The organism is Halomonas sp. MCCC 1A11062 (assembly GCF_021404355.1).
Lineage (GTDB): Bacteria > Pseudomonadota > Gammaproteobacteria > Pseudomonadales > Halomonadaceae > Halomonas > Halomonas aerodenitrificans.
In genome coordinates, this window is sequence record NZ_JABFTW010000042.1 from 1 (window position 1) to 17,104 (window position 17,104).

Annotated in this window: 17 protein-coding genes and 1 pseudogene; 9 read left to right on the forward strand and 9 right to left on the reverse strand. The window is 65.0% G+C overall.

Features of this window, described 5'->3' with window-relative positions; translation table 11 throughout:
• The first annotated feature begins 168 nt into the window (after nt 1–168).
• From HOP58_RS22375 to HOP58_RS22405, 7 genes are all read left to right on the forward strand, one after another.
• Nucleotides 169–1,212, forward strand: a complete 1,044-nt coding sequence (locus tag HOP58_RS22375; RefSeq protein WP_234261829.1) for an ABC transporter substrate-binding protein — start codon at nt 169–171, stop codon at nt 1,210–1,212.
• Entirely contained in the window at nt 1,209–2,006 is a 798-nt protein-coding gene (locus HOP58_RS22380) for an ABC transporter ATP-binding protein (RefSeq protein WP_234261830.1), read from the forward strand. Before HOP58_RS22375 ends, HOP58_RS22380 begins: the two co-directional genes overlap by 4 nt.
• A gap of 9 nt (nt 2,007–2,015) precedes the next feature.
• Nucleotides 2,016–2,783: an ABC transporter permease gene (locus tag HOP58_RS22385; RefSeq protein ID WP_234261832.1), complete on the forward strand. Its 768-nt coding sequence runs from the start codon at nt 2,016–2,018 to the stop codon at nt 2,781–2,783.
• Between the two features lie 146 nt (nt 2,784–2,929).
• Nucleotides 2,930–3,916 (forward strand): ABC transporter substrate-binding protein, encoded by a 987-nt coding sequence (locus HOP58_RS22390; RefSeq protein WP_234261834.1) that lies wholly within the window; start codon nt 2,930–2,932, stop codon nt 3,914–3,916.
• A gap of 2 nt (nt 3,917–3,918) precedes the next feature.
• The gene (locus HOP58_RS22395; protein ID WP_026037883.1) at nt 3,919–5,619 is read left to right on the forward strand and encodes an iron ABC transporter permease; all 1,701 of its coding nucleotides are present in this window, start codon (nt 3,919–3,921) and stop codon (nt 5,617–5,619) included.
• Nucleotides 5,607–6,653, forward strand: a complete 1,047-nt coding sequence (locus tag HOP58_RS22400; protein ID WP_010626573.1) for an ABC transporter ATP-binding protein — start codon at nt 5,607–5,609, stop codon at nt 6,651–6,653. The genes HOP58_RS22395 and HOP58_RS22400 overlap by 13 nt, the downstream gene beginning before the upstream one ends.
• Entirely contained in the window at nt 6,650–7,666 is a 1,017-nt protein-coding gene (locus tag HOP58_RS22405; RefSeq protein ID WP_234261835.1) for an MBL fold metallo-hydrolase, read from the forward strand. Before HOP58_RS22400 ends, HOP58_RS22405 begins: the two co-directional genes overlap by 4 nt.
• 34 nt (nt 7,667–7,700) lie before the next feature.
• Here HOP58_RS22405 and HOP58_RS22410 read toward each other — a convergent pair whose 3' ends face one another.
• From HOP58_RS22410 to HOP58_RS22425, 4 genes are all read right to left on the reverse strand, one after another.
• On the reverse strand, nt 7,701–7,925 hold the full coding sequence (locus HOP58_RS22410; RefSeq protein WP_010626575.1) for a DUF1653 domain-containing protein: 225 nt from the start codon (nt 7,923–7,925) through the stop codon (nt 7,701–7,703).
• Nucleotides 7,926–7,956: 31 nt separating this feature from the next.
• Nucleotides 7,957–8,793: a tRNA cyclic N6-threonylcarbamoyladenosine(37) synthase TcdA gene (tcdA, locus tag HOP58_RS22415; protein ID WP_234255378.1), complete on the reverse strand. Its 837-nt coding sequence runs from the start codon at nt 8,791–8,793 to the stop codon at nt 7,957–7,959.
• A gap of 36 nt (nt 8,794–8,829) precedes the next feature.
• Entirely contained in the window at nt 8,830–9,594 is a 765-nt protein-coding gene (locus tag HOP58_RS22420) for a pseudouridine synthase (RefSeq protein ID WP_010626577.1), read from the reverse strand.
• Between the two features lie 84 nt (nt 9,595–9,678).
• On the reverse strand, nt 9,679–10,977 hold the full coding sequence (locus HOP58_RS22425) for a Glu/Leu/Phe/Val dehydrogenase (RefSeq protein WP_234255376.1): 1,299 nt from the start codon (nt 10,975–10,977) through the stop codon (nt 9,679–9,681).
• Between the two features lie 151 nt (nt 10,978–11,128).
• Between HOP58_RS22425 and HOP58_RS22430 the strand changes: the two genes are divergently transcribed.
• Nucleotides 11,129–12,448, forward strand: a complete 1,320-nt coding sequence (locus HOP58_RS22430) for a ferredoxin reductase family protein (protein WP_234261837.1) — start codon at nt 11,129–11,131, stop codon at nt 12,446–12,448.
• 225 nt (nt 12,449–12,673) lie between these two features.
• Nucleotides 12,674–13,291, forward strand: coding sequence for a LysE family translocator (locus HOP58_RS22435; protein ID WP_234255373.1), 618 nt, complete (start codon nt 12,674–12,676; stop codon nt 13,289–13,291).
• Nucleotides 13,292–13,327: 36 nt separating this feature from the next.
• Here the strand turns inward: HOP58_RS22435 and HOP58_RS22440 are convergent, their stop codons facing one another.
• The 5 genes and pseudogenes from HOP58_RS22440 to HOP58_RS22460 form a co-directional block, all read right to left on the reverse strand.
• A complete protein-coding gene (locus HOP58_RS22440; protein WP_234255371.1) occupies nt 13,328–13,864 on the reverse strand; it encodes a GNAT family N-acetyltransferase in 537 nt (178 codons plus the stop codon).
• 86 nt (nt 13,865–13,950) lie between these two features.
• The gene (locus HOP58_RS22445) at nt 13,951–15,240 is read right to left on the reverse strand and encodes a CHAD domain-containing protein (RefSeq protein WP_234261839.1); all 1,290 of its coding nucleotides are present in this window, start codon (nt 15,238–15,240) and stop codon (nt 13,951–13,953) included.
• Nucleotides 15,241–15,467: 227 nt separating this feature from the next.
• Nucleotides 15,468–15,617, reverse strand: a complete 150-nt coding sequence (locus tag HOP58_RS22450) for a hypothetical protein (RefSeq protein WP_158409636.1) — start codon at nt 15,615–15,617, stop codon at nt 15,468–15,470.
• A gap of 94 nt (nt 15,618–15,711) precedes the next feature.
• Nucleotides 15,712–16,518 (reverse strand): inositol monophosphatase family protein, encoded by an 807-nt coding sequence (locus tag HOP58_RS22455; RefSeq protein ID WP_010626583.1) that lies wholly within the window; start codon nt 16,516–16,518, stop codon nt 15,712–15,714.
• 77 nt (nt 16,519–16,595) lie between these two features.
• Nucleotides 16,596–17,006: pseudogene (locus HOP58_RS22460) on the reverse strand (glycosyltransferase); the annotation flags it as partial.
• Nucleotides 17,007–17,104 lie beyond the last annotated feature (98 nt).

Sequence of the window (17,104 nt, forward strand, 5' to 3'; positions counted from 1 at the left end):
GGGATGGTCATGCTCATGGGCGGTGCCATCTTCTTGAGGATGGCTTCCTTACGCTCTGCGGGGTAACGCACGTTGATCACCTCTCAATCCGTTTAGGTGACAACTACGCTGACAGATAGGGATTGCATAGAACAAACACAACCAGAACGCATCGCGAGGGTGGCATTCATGAGTCGTCAACTTACCGCCGGCCTGCTGGCCGGAGCGTTGAGCCTTTCCCTGCTTGGCGCCGCCGTGGCCCAGGCGGATGAAACCCGTATTCGCTTTCAGCTCGACTGGCGCTTCGAGGGGCCTTCGGCACCCTTTTTGATGGCCGTGGAGCGCGGCTATTTCGCCGAAGAGGGGCTCAACGTGCAGATCGACTCCGGCAGTGGCTCTGCCGGCGCCATCAACCGGGTCGCCTCGGGGGCCTACGAGATGGGCTTCGGTGATCTCAATGCCTTGGTGGAGTTTATTGCCGAGAACCCTGGCGCCCCGGGTATCCAGGGCGTCTACGTGGTCTACGACGGTACACCGGCTTCGGTATTGGCGCGCAAGGATCGCGGCATCGAGTCGCCAGCGGATCTGGCCGGCAAGTCGCTCGCCGCCCCGGCCTTCGACACCGGCTACCGGGCCTGGGGCATCTTCGCCGCCGCCAACGAACTCGAGGCCGGCGCCGTCGAGTGGCAGAACGTCGATCCCGCCCTGCGCGAGACGCTGCTGGTGCGCGGTGACGTGGATGCCATCACCGGCTTCTACTTCACCAGCCTGCTCAACCTGGAAGGCCGCGGCATGGACGAGGAGCAGCTCACCATCATGCCGTTCCCGGACTACGGCGTGCCGCTCTACGGCAATGCCATCATCGCCAGCGAAGCGTTCTCCGAAGCCAACCCTGAAGCGGTGGAGGGCTTCCTGCGCGCCTTCAACCGCGCTTTGGCAGAGACCCTGGCCGACCCCGAAGGAGCGATCGAGTACGTGCGCAACCGTGATGCGCTGATCGACGTCGAGATGGAGACCCGCCGGCTCAAGCTGGCCATCGCCAGCGTCATCGACACCGATGAGGCGCGCGCCAACGGAGCCGGCGGCGTGGACGAGCAGCGCCTGCGCGATGCCATCCAGTTGGTGGCGGACGCATACGACCTGCCCACCGTGCCCGAGCCGGAGCGGGTGTTCACCTCACGCTTCCTACCGCCCCAGGAGGAGCGCATGATCTTCCCCGAGCGCGCGGAGTGACGGCTTTGGCAGACTCCACGTCCTTCGTCGACTTCGACCGGGTCAGCCTGGCCTACGATGATTCCGGCAATGCCATCGAGGACATCTCGCTCTCCATCCGGGAGGGCGAGTTCGTCGCCTTCGTCGGCCCCTCCGGCTGTGGCAAGTCTACCTTCATGAAGCTGTGTACCGGGTTGCATGCGCCCACCGCCGGCAGCGTGCAGGTGGACGGCACCGCGGTAGGCGGGCCGCTGAAGATCTGCGGCATGGCGTTCCAGAGCGCCAACCTGCTGCCCTGGCGCACTACCCTGGACAACGTGCTGCTGCCGCTGGAGATCGTCAAACCCTACCGCTCGCAGTTTCGCAAGCGACGCGCGGAGTTCGTTGGCTGGGCCCGCGACCTGCTGCGCACGGTAGGGCTCGAGGGCTACGAAGACCAGTACCCGTGGCAGCTCTCCGGCGGCATGCAGCAGCGCGCCTCGATCTGCCGCGCGCTGATTCACCGTCCGCGCTTGCTGATGCTCGATGAGCCTTTCGGCGCGCTGGATGCCTTCACCCGCGAGGAGCTGTGGTGCGTGCTGCGCGATCTGTGGGAGGCCCAGCGCTTCACCGTGGTGCTGGTGACCCACGACCTGCGCGAAGCGGCGTTCCTGGCCGATACCGTCTACGTCATGAGCCGCCGTCCGGGTCGTATCATCGAGCGTCGCAAGATCGACCTGCCGCGCCCCCGTGAGTTGGCAATCACCTACGAGAAGCCTTTCATCGATCTGGTGCAGGAGTTACGTAACCTGATCGGCGACATTCGCAGCGCCTGAGGAGCGAGCATGAACAAGAACGACAGGTGGCGTGAGCGGCTGGCGCCCTGGGTGGCGGTACTGGCGCTGGTAGCGATCTGGGAAATCAGCGTGCGCCTGCTGCAGGTGCCGGAGTTCATCTTCCCCAGTGCCTCGGCCACCGCGCAAGCCTTGGTGACCTTTGCCGGCCCCATCGGCATGCACTCCTGGCAGACCCTTTGGACCACCATGGCGGGCTTCGCCCTGGGCGTGGCGGTGGGTCTGGCGCTGGGCTTCATCATCGGCTCCTCGCGCTTCCTCTACCACGCCTGCTACCCGCTGCTGGTGGGCTTCAACGCCATCCCCAAGGTGGCCTTCGTGCCGATCCTGGTGGTGTGGTTCGGCATCGGTTCGGTGCCGGCGATCCTGACCGCCTTTCTGATCTGCTTCTTCCCCATCGTGGTCAACGTGGCCACCGGCCTGGCCACGCTGGAGCCGGAAATGGAGGACGTGCTGCGGGTGCTCGGCGCGCGGCGCATCGACGTGCTGCTCAAGGTGGGGCTGCCGCGCTCGCTACCCTACTTCTTCGCCTCACTGAAGATCGCCATCACCCTGGCTTTCGTCGGTACCGTGGTATCCGAGACAGTGGCGTCGAACCAGGGCATCGGCTACCTGATGATGAGCGCCGGCTCGCAGATGCGCATGGCGCTGGTGTTCGCCGGGTTGATCGTGATCAGTGCCATGGCCATGGTGATGTACGAGCTGTTTGCGATTCTGGAGAAGCGTATGACGGGCTGGGCGCACCGCGGCCAGCGGTGATGGCGCAGGGGCTTGCGCGAGCAGGCATCGTCACGCAAGAGCGCGGCGGCTCGCCCATGGCGGCAGGTTGAAGAACATGTTTCTGTCACTTTGCTGTAAGCCAACGGCAGTACTTTCGATGAGACTCATTCATCGGAGGTTTTCACATGCCGAAGCACCCCCTGCCAACCGCACTCACCGCCTCTGTGTTATTCGCCTTGCTGGCAATGCCTTCGCTTGCCAGCGAGAAGCTGGTGCTCTATACCAGCCAGCCCAACAGCGACGCCCAGCAGACCGTCGATGCTTTCCGTGCCGCCCATCCCGATGTCGAAGTGGAGTGGGTGCGCGACGGTACCACGCAGTTGATGACCCGGTTGCGCTCCGAACTCTCCGCCGGGGTCAGCAACCCCGACGTGCTGCTGATCGCCGACAGCATGACCATGGAGTCGCTCAAGCGGGAGGGGCACCTGCAGGCCTACCTGAGCCCCGAGCGCGAGGCCTACGCTGGTGAATTGTACGACCCCGAGGGTTACTACTACGGCACCAAGCTGATCACCACCGGCATCGTCTACAACGTCGGCGCCGAGCGTCAGCCACAGAGCTGGCAGGAGCTCATCCAGCCCGAATATGCCGGCCAGGTGACCATGCCGAGCCCGCTCTACTCCGGTGCCGCGCTGATCCACATGGCCTCGATCGAGGCCCATCCCGAACTGGGCGCGGGTTACTTTGATGCGCTGCAGGCCAACCGCACCGAGGCCCAGGGCGGCAACGGTGGCGTATTCAATGCGGTGGCGGCGGGCAGCAAGCCCTATGGCATCGTGGTGGATTTCCTGCCGATTCGCGAGGCCGCCAAGGGCTCGCCGGTGGCGTTCGTGTTCCCCGAGGAGGGGGTCAGTGCCGTGACCGAGCCGGTCGCCATCATGCAGAGCGCCAGGAACCTGGAAGCGGCGCAGAAGTTCGTCGACTTCGTGCTCTCGCGAGAGGGTCAGGAGCTGGTGAGCGAGCAGGGCTACCTGCCCGCGCATCCCGAGGTTACACCGCCCGAGGGCTTCCCCGCCCGTGACGACATCGTCTTGATGCCGCTGGATACCCAGAATGCCCTGGCCAGGGAAGCCGAGCTCAAGCAGCGCTTCGGCGACCTGTTCGGCAGCTGATCATGGCACCGAGTCTGATGGCAGGCAGCCAGCAACGCTGGCTGCTTACTCTGTTGACCGTCACGATCGTGCTGCTCAGCCTGGTGCCCAGCCTGCGCCTGTTGCTCGAAGCGTTGGGTGACCTGGCTCAGGGCAGCGAGGCGCCGCTGTGGCGCGTGCTGCAGGCAGAGAGTACCTGGCGGGCGCTGTGGCGCAGCCTCTATACCTCGGGGCTTGGCATGTTGATCGCTCTGGCGCTGGGCAGCCTGTTCGCCTTCGTGATCACCCTGACCGATATCCGCGGCAAGGCGTGGCTGGTGTTCTGTTTCATGCTGCCGATGATGATTCCGCCCCAGGTCACCGCTCTGAGCTGGCTGCAGCTGTTCGGCCCGGCGAGCCCGTTGCTGAAGAGTATCGGCATGGCACCGCCGCTGGGCAGTCCACAGCCGCTCTATTCCGCCGAGGGTATTGCCCTGCTGCTGGGGATCCAGAGCGCACCGCTGGTGTTCCTGGCATTACGTACCTCACTGCTTTCCCTGCCCCGTGAACTGGTCGAGGCCGCCCGTATCAGCGGAGCCCGCCAGGCTCAGGTGTGGGGCCATGTCATCCTGCCGGTGACCCGTGGTGGCCTGATCGCCGGCGGTGCCATGGCATTCATTTCCAGCCTGGGCAATTTCGGCATCCCGGCCATGCTGGGCATCCCCGCTGGTTACTACGTGCTGCCGACTCTGATCTACCAGCGCATGGCCAGCTTCGGCACCGGTGTGCTGGCCGAAATGGCCTCGCTGTCGCTGCTGATCGGCGTGCTGGCGCTGGCTGGCGTAGCGCTGCAGCAGGCGTGGATGAAGCGCAGCCGCTTCGGCCTGGTGGGCCACTCGGGACGCGCTCACGATTTCTCTCTGGGGCGCTGGCGCGGCGCGGTGACCGCGCTGCTCATCGCTGTGCTGCTGGCGATCCTCATCGCGCCTCTGGCGGCGCTGGTGGTGAGCTCGCTGGTGCCCGCCGTGGGCGTGCCGCTCACCTGGGAGAGCGCCACCCTGAACGCCTATCACGAGGTGATCGGCCGCCAGGGGGCGACCTGGCGCGCGGTGCGTAACAGCCTGTGGCTGGCGGGCGGCGCCGCACTGGTGCTGATGCTTTGCAGCCTGCCGCTGGCCTATCGTCTGCAGCGTCTCCCGCAGCGCTGGCAGAGTCTGGCCCTCGGCGCCATCGAGCTGCCCTATGCGCTGCCCGGCGTGGTGCTGGCGGTGGCCTGCATCCTGCTCTTCGTGCGTCCCATCCCTCTGGTGAACGTAGCGCTCTACGGCACCCTGGGGCTGATCTTCGTGGCCTATCTGATGCGTTTTCTGGTGGTGTGCCTCAAGCCCGTGGCGGCCGGTCTGGCCCAGCTCGACCCTGCGCTGGAGGAAGCCGCCCAACTGGCGGGAGCCGGCCCCTGGCGTCGCCTGGGCGGCATCGTGCTGCCGCTGGTGGCACCGGCGCTATTCGCCGGTGGGCTGTTGGTGTTCCTGCTGGCGGTGAACGAGCTGACGGTCTCGGCGCTGCTGTGGAGCGCCGGTAACGAGACGCTGGGCGTGCTGATCTTCAATCTGGCCGAGGGCGGCGAGAGCGTGCTGGCCGCCGCCGTATCGGTGCTGGTAGTGGCGATGATTGCCGCACTGATGCTCTGTCTCAGCTGGCTGGCACCGCATCTGCCCAAGGGGGTCGTGCCATGGCAGGGTTGATGATTGATCGGGTCTCCAAGTGCTTCGGTGAACAGCAGGCCGTCGATTCGCTCTCGCTGGACATCGAGCCGGGAGAGTTCGTGGCTTTGCTCGGCCCCAGCGGCTGCGGCAAGACTACCATGCTGCGTATGCTGGCCGGCTTCGAGGCGCTCAGCGAGGGCGAGATACGCCTGGGAGAGCGTACCCTGGCCAGCCGCGAGCTTCATGTGCCGCCGGAGCAACGCAACATGGCCATGGTGTTCCAGTCCTACGCCTTGTGGCCGCACATGAGCGTGGCCGACAACGTCGGCTACCCGCTCAAGCTGCGGCGCCTGGAGGGCGACGCTTACCGGCGCCGGGTGGCTCAGGCGCTGAGCCTGGTGGATCTGGCGTCACATGCTGGCCGTTCGCCACAGGAGTTGAGCGGTGGGCAGCGGCAGCGCGTGGCACTGGCACGCTGCCTGGTCACCGACCCGGATGTGGTGCTGCTCGACGAGCCCTTGGCCAACCTGGATCGCCACCTCCGTGCGGCCATGGAACAGAGCTTTCGTGAGTTTCATCGCCGCACTCGCGCCACCATGATCTACGTGACCCACGATCAGAGCGAGGCGATGTCGCTGGCGGATCGCATTGCGGTGATGCGTGGCGGCCGGCTGGAGCAGTGGGCCACGCCGGAGGCGCTCTACCGCCGGCCGCGCAGTGCCTGGGTAGCCAGCTTCATTGGCCAGGGGAGCCTGCTCCAGGTGGCGGCAGGACGGCCGGGGCAGCGGCTCGACGAGCACACTTTGATGCATGGGCTCGCGGCGGTCGCCAGCGAGCGCGTCCAGCCGGTGTTGGTGCGGCCCGAGCATGTCACGGTGTTGCCTGACGCTTCGGCCCAGCGGGGCCTGAGGGCGAGGGTGGAAAGCGTGACCTTTCGCGGCGAGCGCCATGAGTTGCACCTGCGCCTGGCAAGCGGTGAGTCGCTGGTGGCCTATCATCACGCCGCTCTGGTCGAAGGAGAGAGCGTGGAGCTGACCCTGCACCAGGGTTGGTGCCTGGAGCCCGAAGCATGAGCGTGCGCATTGAGGTGCTAAGCGGGCTCGGGGAGAAGGCGCCAGCTGCCATCCTGGTGGAGGCCGCAGGCAAGCGGCTGCTGCTAGACGCCGGCGGCGCCCTGCATCCGGGCCAGTCGAGCGAATGGGCGAAGAGGCTCGATGTCGATGCGGTGCTGATCACTCACGACCATGTCGATCACATCGGTGGCGTCGCGGCGCTACCTGCCGAGCTGCCGCTCTACTGCACGCCGCCGGTGGCGGCTGCACTGCCGCATGGGCGTGACTGGCGCCCCCTGCCCGAGCGTGGCCAATGTCGGGTGACGGGCATCCCGGTGACCACCGGCCAGGCGGGGCATTCGCTGGGTGGGGTCTGGTTGCATCTTGGTATCGCGGATGGTGTGTTCTACAGCGGCGATGCCTGCCTCGAGTCGCTGCTCTTTCCCTTTGACGAGCCGCCACCGGCGCGAGTGGCGTTGCTTGATGCTTCCTATGGGGTCTACGACACGCCTCAGGTGCAGTGTCGCGAGGCGATCCTGCAACGTCTGACCGAGCCGCGGGTGCTGCCGGTTCCGGTCTCGGGCCGGGCGCTGGAAATGGCGCTGTGGCTCGATGCCCAGGCCGCGAGGCTAGGCATGACCTGGAACCTGGACGACGCCTGTCGCGAGGCACTTGAGGCGCTAGTACGCCTGTCGCCTGAGCTGCGCCGGGAAGGGCACGACGCAGCCATACGGCGGTTGCTCGACGCTTCCCGCACGGCTTCGCCCATGCTATGGCTGGTGGCGGACCGCGACGACGATCCGGTGGACTGGCCGGGGCACCGCCTCCTGCATACCGGCTATCTCACGCCACGGCGGCAGCGCCAGCGGGTGGACGGCGAGACCGACTGGCAGCGCTGGAACGTTCACCTGCGGTTGTCGCATCTACGTAGTTTGATGGGCCGGCTCGGGGCCAGAGAGGTAACGCCTCTATTTACCTCGGTGGTCGATGAAATGATCGAGAGTCTTGTCCCGTCGTCATCGACGGCACTCTGATGGCCTTTGAGGGTGAGCGATCCTCGGCCCGATTTTAGAACGCCTTCTCCAGGTCGAAGCGCGGCACCGGTTCGCCGCGCACTTCGACGGTCTCGGTGAACATGGCGAGCGGTCGCACCCATAGGCCGTAGTCGCCGTACAGCGCACGGTAGACCACCAGTGGCTCCTCGGTTTCGCTGTGATGAGCGACGCCGAGCACCTCGTAGCGGTTGCCCTTGTAGTGGCAGTAGATGCCGGGAACGGGGAGGGGGTGAGTCATCGCGCAGGGCTCCAGTTCAGAGTCGTTGTCGTTATTGGCTGCTGCTTGCGGCAGCGCGCTTTGCCAGGCGGGCCAGCACCCGTGAGGCGGCCACGAAGCCGAAACTGCCGGTGAGGAAGGTGGCTGCACCCACGCCGGAGGCGCAGTCGAGGCGGGTCGATTCTCCGGCGCTGGGCTTCTGCAGGCAGACCTCGCCATCGGCGCCGGGGAAGACCAGCTGTTCGTCAGAATAGACGCACTCTACCGAGAAGCGCCGCTTGGGGTTGCGCGAGAAGCCGTAATCCCGGCGCAGCCGGGCGCGCACCTTGGCCAGCAGCGGGTCGTGCTCGGTACGCGCGAGATCCGCCACCTTGATCCGCGTGGGGTCGCTCTGCCCGCCGGCGGCGCCGGCCACGACGATGGGCAGCTTGCGTCGCTTGCACCAGGCGATCAGCGCGGCCTTGGCCACCACGCTGTCGATGGCATCGACCACGTAGTCGGCGTCTTCGGGAATGCGCTGTGCCAGGTTGCCCGGCGTGACGAAGGCCGTGTCGGCGACGACCTGAATGCTGGGCTGGATCGCCCGGCAGCGCTCGGCCAGCACATCGACCTTGGGCCGGCCGATGTTGCCATCCAGGGCGGGAAGTTGGCGGTTGACGTTGGACACGCAGACGTCGTCGAGATCGATCAGGGTGAGGCGGCCGATTCCCGAGCGCGCCAGTGCTTCTACCGTCCAACTGCCGACACCACCCACGCCGACCACGACGACGTGGGCCTGACGAAAGTAGTCGAGCGCACGGGCGCCGTAGAGTCGCCGAATTCCACCGAAGCGGAAATCGTAGTCGTCCTGGGCCGGGGCGGCTTCCTGCGGTGGCAATGGGGCGGTCATGTCGGCGTCTTGAAACTCCGGTTGGTGGCGGTGGTGTCAGGCTAGGGAGAGCGGCGCTTCGGAGCAACCTGCCTGGTCGGTAGGCAGGTGGCCAGCCCAGCCGAAATGCTGGAACAGGGCCGTCATGGGGGCGTCCAGGCTACAGCTCAAGGTCAGGCAGCGCCCCGTGACGGGATGTTCAAAGCTCAAGCCGACGGCCGCCAGCAGCAGCCGCGGGCAGCCCAGGCGCTCGGCGAAGAAGCGGTTGTGGTTGCCCTTGCCGTGCTTGGCGTCGCCGATGATGGGGTAGCCGCGCCGTGACAGGTGGCGCCGGATCTGGTGGCGGCGGCCGGTCAGCGGGCGCACCTCCATCAGGGAGTAGCGGCTGCTGGGATAGCGGTCCACCTGCACCGGCAGCTCGACGCTGTCCAGCCGCTTCACTTCGGTGAGGGCTTCGAGCGCCGGCATCTCCGCCTTGGGCCGGCTGCCATCCTCCTCGCGCAGGGCGTAATCGAGCCACTCTTGTGCGGGGCCGACGCCGCGCACCACCGCCAGATAGCGCTTGGCGGCCCGGCGTTCGGTGAAGATCTCGCCCAGGCGTGCAGCGATGTCCGAATTCAGAGCGAACACCATGACACCCGAGGTGGGGCGATCCAGTCGATGTACCGGATAGACGCGCTGGCCGAGCTGATCGCGCAGGCGTTGCAGCAGGAACTCGCGCTCGCCGCCCGCCAGTTTGGAGCGGTGCACCAGCAGGCCCGCCGGCTTGTGCACCGCGACCAGGTGCTCGTCCCGGTAGAGAAGGCTCAGAGGGTTCGTCATGACGGCCCGGTTCGGCAACGAAAGGCCGCTATTGTCGCCTTGGCCAATGCCCTTGTCACCCCGAGTTGCGGCTGGCTGCCTCGCTCACTCGCTGTCCTGACAGTTGCCGCGCAGCTCGATGGCGTGGGCGATGCGCTCGATGCCTTGGCGATACGCCGCCCGGCGATAGGAGATCTCCTCCTGTTCGGCGCGCTCGAAGACCAGTTCGCTCTGGCGTTCGAGGTGCTCGGCCAGCCGCCGATTGATCTCCTCCTCCGGCCAGCGCTCGCCGCTACGATTCTGCACCCACTCGTAGTAGCTGACGATGACGCCGCCAGTGTTGGCCAGCACGTCGGGCAGTACCGGCACGCCGCGCTCCTCGAGCCGTTCGTCGGCACGGCTACTGACCGGCCCGTTGGCGATCTCGAGCAGCGCGCCGGCCTTGACCCGATCGACGTTGTCTTCATGCACCTGATTCTCCAGTGCCGCCAGCGCCAGGACGTCCACCTCCAGGGTGAGCAGCTCGTCGCGATCGAGCTTCTCAACGTTCTCGGCGATGCACACAGAATCGTCGCAGTAAACCATCTCGTGCAGCCGCATATTACGCTGCTTCTGCTCCATGATGGCGTCAGGATCGAGGCCTTCCTCGCTGTAGATAGCGCCCTTTGAGTCGGACACCGCAACGATGCGATAGCCCTGATCGTGGGCTAGCCGGGCAAAGTGATAGGCAGCATTACCGAAGCCCTGGATAGCCACTGTTGTCTCCTCTGGCTTGCGCTTCTCGCGCGCTGCCCACAGGTCGAGCACGTGCAGGGCGCCGCGTCCGGTGGCGGCCACACGACCCAGCGACCCGCCCAGCTCGGGAGGCTTGCCGGTAATCGCGGAGGGTACCTTGCCACGGGCCAGGTGGTCGAACTCGTCGGCCATCCAGCCCATCACCGTGGCGTTGGTGTTTACGTCCGGTGCGGGAATGTCGCGGTCGGGTCCCATGATGTCGGCGATGGCGCGAACGTAGCCCCGGGCCAGTCGTTCCAGCTCCAGCTTCGACAGCTGCTTGGGGTCCACCTTCACGCCGCCCTTGCCGCCGCCGTAGGGCAGGTCGACCACGGCGCACTTCACCGCCATCCAGAAGCTGAGGGTGGTCACTTCCTCCTGATTGACGTCGGGATGAAAGCGAATGCCGCCCTTGGCCGGCCCCAGCGTCGTGTTGTACTGCACCCGCCAGCCGGGAAAGACCTTGAGGCGGCCATCGTCCATGCGCACCGGCACGCTGACCTGCAGCGAGAGGCTGGGCTGCATCAGTCGCTCCCTGGCATCGCCCTGGATGTCGATGGCTTGGCACACTTCCTCGAGGCGCGAGCGTGCGTCGTCGAACAGGTTGGCATGATCCGTTTGCCCAGACATCGGTTTCCTCCTGATGATGTGGCCTGTCGTTGCCTGATTCAGCGTAGCAGCATCGGGTGATATGTGAGCCAAAGGCGCAAGAACATAAAGCTTCAAACGGTTACATGCCGAAGCACTATCTTGAGCAGGAGACTTGGACAAGGAGGTCGTTGTGAGTCGATTGGCCCGAAGCGCACTGCTTTGGTGTGGTGGCTATCTGTTGTTGGCTCTGTTGCCCCTCGGCATCGCCGTTATCCGCCAGCCTGACGAAACGCGGGAGTTCGGTGCCGAACTCGGTGCCCTGCTGGGGCTGCTGGCGCTTGGCGTTCTTGCCTGTCAGGCGGTGATCTCGGGGCGGCATCGCTGGTTCGCCGAATCGGTCGGTCACGACAACATTCTGCAGTTCCATCGCCAGACCGGCATCTTCGCGCTGCTGCTGGTGCTGGCCCATCCGCTGGTGATGATCGCCACCCGCCCCGGCTGGATCGAGTATCTCGATCCCCGCGAGGATACCCTGCGCGCGATTACCCTCATACTGCTGGTGCTGGCCACGCTGATGCTGGTGGCAAGCTCGCTGTGGCGTACGCGCTTCGGGCTCTCCTACGAGTGGTGGCGGGCTCTGCACGGCGGGCTGTCGCTTTTCGTCGTCGCCGGTGGCCTGGGCCATGCGGTCATGGTGCAGCACTACACGGAAGGCATCTTCACGACGCTGCTGCTGGGCGCGGTGGTGGGGCTTGCGCTGCTGCTGGTGGTCGAATCGCGCCTGCTGAGGCCGTGGCGTCTACGCAAGTGTCCCTGGAGGGTGGTGGACAACCAACAGGAGCGTGGCGATGCGGCAACCCTGACCCTTGAAGCCGAAGGTGATCATCGTCTCGACTTCGCACCCGGACAGTTTTTCTGGATCACCCTGGGCGAGACACCGTTCTCGCTGCAACAGCATCCATTCTCGGTGGCCTCGTCCAGTGAAGATGGCAAGCGCTTCGCGTTCACGGCCAAGCGCCTGGGTGACTTCACCAACACCCTCCCTGAGGTGCCGTCAGGCACACGCGCCTTCGTCGAAGGGCCCTACGGCGCCTTCATACCCGAACCGGACAATGCCTCCGGTGCGGTACTCATCGCCGGCGGTATCGGCGTCACGCCGATCATGAGCATCCTGCGCTCGCTGCGTGACCAGGGCGATACCCGGCCGCTGTGGCTGCTCTATGCCAACAAGACTTGGGAGGACGCCACCTTTCGCGACGAGCTGGCCGAGCTGGAGCAGACCCTCGATCTCGACGTGATCCACGTCATCAGCGACCCCGAGCCGGAATGGAAGGGGGAGAGCGGCAAGATCGACGAAGCATTGGTGAAGCGCCGGCTGCCGCCGGACGACGGCCGCCGCGAATATTTCATCTGCGGCCCCGAGCCGCTGATGAATGCCGCCGAGAAAGCCCTGCTTGCCCAGGGGGCGGCGACCACGCGGATCTATTCCGATCGTTTCGACATCGTTTAGGAGAGGAGGATGCTGCACGTCATCGCCAAGTGGGCCGGCAGCGTGGCCAGCGGACTGTTGTTGCTGATCGTGGTGCTGCTGGCGCTATGGTTGGCAGGCCGGATCTGATGGACCGGCTCTGATGGAATGAGCTGATGAGATGTGCCTGGCGCCCGGCGATGGGGGCTGGTCATGAGGCATTGCACTCGGGCATGATCGAATTTTCGCCCTGACCGTGAGGCCCCCATGTCCCCCGAGAGCGCCTTGCTCTACTTCCTCGCCATCTTCATCTTCGCCGTTACCCCCGGCCCCGGGATCTTCGCCATCCTGGCCCGCGGCATGTCCGCCGGGGCGCGTGCCTGCTGGCCTCTGGCGCTGGGCATGACGGTCAGCGACCTGCTCTACCTCATGCTGGCCTTTCACGGGCTGGCGGTGCTGGCCGAGCACTGGGGCGAGGCGTTCACCATGATTCGCTATGTCGGTGCCGCCTATCTCTTCTACCTGGCCTGGAAACTGTGGACCTCGCCCGTCGGTGAGGCCGACCTGTCGGCAGGATCCCGGCGTGTCGACATCGTGAAGGGGTTTCTGCAGGGCTTTCTCATCTCCGCTTCCAACCCCAAGGTGATCCTGTTCTACATCGCCTTCTTGCCGACCTTCGTCGACCTGGTGGCGCTGGCCTCCGGCGACATGCTGTTGACTGTGTCGCTGACGTTCGTCGGGCTCATGCTGGGACTGATGCTGGTCGCCGTGGGGGCCGCCAGCGCGCGCCGGTGGCTGCAGAGCGAGCGTGCCATGAAGGGGGCTAACCGCTCCGCGGGGGCGCTGATGGTGGCGGCAGGCGCTTTCCTGGTGGCCAAGGGCTAAGCGTCTCGAGGGCTGCGTCGCGGCGTACCGACGACCTCAGGCCAACCAGTCGCTGCGTTCCAGACGGTAGATACAGCAGAGGTCGTTGCCCAGGCGGCGCTTTTCGACGAAGCGAAAGCCCAGCCGCTCGTAGAAGCGCTGGGCCCGACGATTGTCGGCGAGCGGATCGATCAGCACGGCGGAAACCCGGGGGTCGGCGAAGCAGTGCGCCAGGGCCAACTGCATCATGGTGGTGCCGTAGCCCTTGCCCAGCTCCTCGGGCTCGCCAATCCAGATATCGATGGCACGCAAGCCGTCGCCCACCTCGCCCCAGTAGCCGCTCTCGTCACGGGCGGGATCGAGTATCTGGATGAAGCCGATGGCGCGTCCTTCGCGCTCGGCGATGAACTGTTGGCAGCCTTCGGCCGGATGGGCCAGCTCGGTCTGCCACTCCCATTTGTCGTTGGGGTTGGCCGCAACGACATGGGGCTCGGTGTCCCAGCGCTCGAGCAAGGGACGATCCTCGGGTGTCGCGGGGCGCAGTCGCAGCCGCCGCTTGGCATTCACTTCCGTGTTGATTGGGTCAGTTTCCACCAGCGTCTCATTCCATCGAAAGAGCCTAGCCAAAGCATAGCAGCTGTCACACTCCGGTAAGCGTTTTGGCGTCGTCCACGAGTATGCTAGTGGGTTGAAGAAAGGCTGACCTTGTCGGCAAGAGAAGGGAGTTCTCGAAGGGCTCGGCGAATCATGTCCTTGCGCTCCACCAGTTGGCTAGCCCTGTCTCGCATCGCATCACGCGTTTCTTCTGTGAGAGGTCGCTCTTGCCTCGCATTGACGAAAGAATCGAGCCAATCGAGCTGTGTGCAGAGATCCTGAAACTCACCCAGTCGCTCCTGGCGCTCTTCGAGCTGCTCGAGCAGATATTGGTAGGCATCCGGGGCCAACTCGGCAAGATAGCGGATGCGTTTTACCTGCTTGCGCAGTCGATGTATTGCAGCATCCGGAGTGGCGTCGTCGAGAGAGGTCAGCAGCGCATCATGGCGAGCCAATCGTTCGTGCAAGGCTCGATCGATCTGGGGCGTGCGTAGCCGTGCCAGCGCCTTGGTAAATTGCGGGGATGCGATGAGCTCCTGCCACGCCTGCATGTCTTGTGCGTAGCGTCGCCGTTGCAGATTTTCCCTGACTTTCCGGCGCACCTCCCGGGCTTGAGCCTGTAGCCAGACAACCATGGGTTCCAGCGATTCGCGGACTTCTCCAGCGGGCTGTCGGATCAGGTTCTCCAACATCACGTCCAGATCGCGCAATTCGCTGGTGACCCGTGCATGCCGACGCAGCCCTTTCAGTGCCCGGCGGAGCCCCGCTGTATCGAGCATGCTCAGCAGCGCCTCGCCTATCGCTCTGCTACGGCGTAGGTTGACTCTATATTGATGCAGGAACTCAGGGTCGTGCCCGGCGCTGACACCGGCCTCCAGGGATCGAATCATGCGGTACTGATACATTAGCCGGTGCTGGATGCGAGTGGGGGCCTTTAGCCTGCCGAGCTGTGGCGGCGCAGGCGCTTTACGCTGAAACAGGGTGTGGCTCACTTCTACAGGCGAGAGCGTGGAGCGGGTCTCTCCGGTGTGGTGGCCCAGGTCCCGCCAGGTATCGGTGGGCAGGGTGAGGTATATCAGCCCGCCGGTTGGCAGCCGTTTGGGAGCCTTGAGGCTCAAACGTTGGGCAAGTGCCAGCAGGGCAGGGTTGTGGCCTATCAAGGCGAGACGGTCGTTACCCTCATCGAGGGCCTGTAGCCATTGGAGCAGCGCTTTCTCCTCGAAGGTGTAAAGCGCTTCATGGCCTTGGGCCCGCTTTGCCAGACCAAGTTCGGGTAGGGTGGTATCCAGGGCTTGCAACGTCTGCTGAGCGCGGAGGGCCGAACTGACGTGTAGCTCGCCGTCGAGGGCACCAAGGCGTTGCAGTGCCGGCGCCATGGCCACCGCCTGGCATTGGCCACGGGGGCTCAGCGGGCGCTGACGATCCTCGATATCGTCAGGCCGCATAGCCCGGGCATGTCGAATCAGAAAGAGATGCTTCATGGACGGATAGTCCCTGCTCTCAGCAGGTTGAGCGATCATTGTTTTTTGAAGTGTATCCTGCCGTGCCATCTGTCATCACGACAGTTCCATGACAATTGCCGTCCCTACTGTGACACATCACGTTACTCGCGCTTTTCGGGCCGGGGTGATTGTGACGAGCGCCGCCGCTCGCGCTCACGGCGGCGGTGGTGGGCCAGGGCATTGCCATTTGCCAGTTGGACCAGGAAATCGATCTCCTCGTCACTGAGCGGTTCGCGCTGGCGCCGTGGCATAGGGCTTCTCCTGTCGAAGCGCTAGGTCTCTCCGACGCTAACGACGGATGGTGACAGAGTGGTGACGATCCGAGCCGGGTGAACACGAAGCTGGTCAGCCTGCTTGCCGCAAGGCGTCTAGCAGCTCATCGTGCCGCTCGGCACGGGCTACCAGCAGGCTGTGCCATTCGGCAGGGTTGGTGTTGCCCTCGAGGTCAGTCACGACAAGACCCGCCTCCCGGGCGAAGACGATGCCGGCGGCCACGTCCCACAGGTCGAGCCTGGCGCCTTGAGACCAGAAGGCATCGAAGCGGCCAAGGCCGGTGTAGGCGATCTCCAGTGCTGCCGAGCCGGGGGTCCGAATCCCGGCCACGGCCGGCATCATTGCCGTGAGCTGGCGCAGGCTGGTAGGGCAGTCGCCCTTGGCATGATAGGGCAGGCAGGTGGCGAGGAGCATTTCCGGCATGGGGCGGGCCGGAGAGGCGACGACACGGCGGCTGCCCAGGTAAGCGCCTTGCCCATGAACCGCCCACAGCATCTCGTCGAGCAGCGGTTGGTAGACCACCCCGTGGGTCAGTTGGTCGCCCTGGCGCACGGCGATGGATACCGAGAAGTGGGGCACTCGGTGCAGGAAGTTGTTGGTGCCGTCCAGCGGGTCGATGACCACCACGACGTTACTGTCTTGAGCCGGCGTTGCGCCCGTTTCCTCACCTAGGAAACCGACCTCAGGATGAACGTTTCGCACGCTGTCGATGATGGCGTGTTCTGCCGCCCGGTCGTAGTCGGTCACGAAGTCCGAGGCGCCCTTGCACTGGAAGTCGATCGTGCCGGCGGCGCGGTAGCCCTCGCGCAGGATCTCGCCCGCTGCCTGAGCGGCTTGCTTGAGCGTATCGATCAGAGTGGGTGAAGTAACGTTTGTCATGCCGAGCCTCTTGGATCATGGCCAAAACCACTATGTTACTGCCTGCAGATGTCGGGAAATTGACACCTGCCGGTGTCTCACATGACTGGCGTCTGCTCCTTTTCATTGGCTTCGGGGGGTAATACCTCTGTCGCAGACGATACCGTCTGTTGGGTACTGGAGGCCGTCAGCGTGGTGAGTGGCACCGCTCTGGCGTTACCGCTCCCTGCTATTTGCATCCCTGCTATTCGAGCATAAAGCCCGGCCAGTTCGGCGGCCTTGGCGTCCTCGTGCCAGCCTGCCGCATGGGTCATGGCACGCTGCGCCAGTTCGCCGCGCAGCGCGTCATCGTCGAGCAGTCGGTTCACCTTGGCGGCGAAGTCGTCGAGATCCTCGTCGGCAATCAGGCAACCCGCACCGTCCACCAGCACGTCGCGGGTGCCCATCATGGCGGTGGAGACGACTGGGGTACCCAGCGCCATGGCCTGAGCTATGGTGATTTCTGGTGTATGGGAGGAGGTAGGAAGGGTGGCGTATCCTGTTGATTGATCACGACCAAGATCTCAATCAACATGAGTGGATACGCCATGACCGATTCTACCCTCCG

What these genes read in the sequence shown, in the direction of transcription:
- HOP58_RS22375 (WP_234261829.1), top strand. Translation starts at nt 169, where the DNA reads ATGAGTCGTCAACTTACCGCCGGCCTGCTGGCCGGAGCGTTGAGCCTT.
- HOP58_RS22385 (WP_234261832.1), top strand. Translation starts at nt 2,016, where the DNA reads ATGAACAAGAACGACAGGTGGCGTGAGCGGCTGGCGCCCTGGGTGGCG.
- HOP58_RS22390 (WP_234261834.1), top strand. Translation starts at nt 2,930, where the DNA reads ATGCCGAAGCACCCCCTGCCAACCGCACTCACCGCCTCTGTGTTATTC.
- HOP58_RS22395 (WP_026037883.1), top strand. Translation starts at nt 3,919, where the DNA reads ATGGCACCGAGTCTGATGGCAGGCAGCCAGCAACGCTGGCTGCTTACT.
- HOP58_RS22400 (WP_010626573.1), top strand. Translation starts at nt 5,607, where the DNA reads ATGGCAGGGTTGATGATTGATCGGGTCTCCAAGTGCTTCGGTGAACAG.
- HOP58_RS22405 (WP_234261835.1), top strand. Translation starts at nt 6,650, where the DNA reads ATGAGCGTGCGCATTGAGGTGCTAAGCGGGCTCGGGGAGAAGGCGCCA.
- HOP58_RS22410 (WP_010626575.1), bottom strand. Translation starts at nt 7,925, where the DNA reads ATGACTCACCCCCTCCCCGTTCCCGGCATCTACTGCCACTACAAGGGC.
- tcdA (WP_234255378.1), bottom strand. Translation starts at nt 8,793, where the DNA reads ATGACCGCCCCATTGCCACCGCAGGAAGCCGCCCCGGCCCAGGACGAC.
- HOP58_RS22420 (WP_010626577.1), bottom strand. Translation starts at nt 9,594, where the DNA reads ATGACGAACCCTCTGAGCCTTCTCTACCGGGACGAGCACCTGGTCGCG.
- HOP58_RS22425 (WP_234255376.1), bottom strand. Translation starts at nt 10,977, where the DNA reads ATGTCTGGGCAAACGGATCATGCCAACCTGTTCGACGACGCACGCTCG.
- HOP58_RS22435 (WP_234255373.1), top strand. Translation starts at nt 12,674, where the DNA reads ATGTCCCCCGAGAGCGCCTTGCTCTACTTCCTCGCCATCTTCATCTTC.
- HOP58_RS22445 (WP_234261839.1), bottom strand. Translation starts at nt 15,240, where the DNA reads ATGGCGCCGGCACTGCAACGCCTTGGTGCCCTCGACGGCGAGCTACAC.
- HOP58_RS22450 (WP_158409636.1), bottom strand. Translation starts at nt 15,617, where the DNA reads ATGCCACGGCGCCAGCGCGAACCGCTCAGTGACGAGGAGATCGATTTC.
- HOP58_RS22455 (WP_010626583.1), bottom strand. Translation starts at nt 16,518, where the DNA reads ATGACAAACGTTACTTCACCCACTCTGATCGATACGCTCAAGCAAGCC.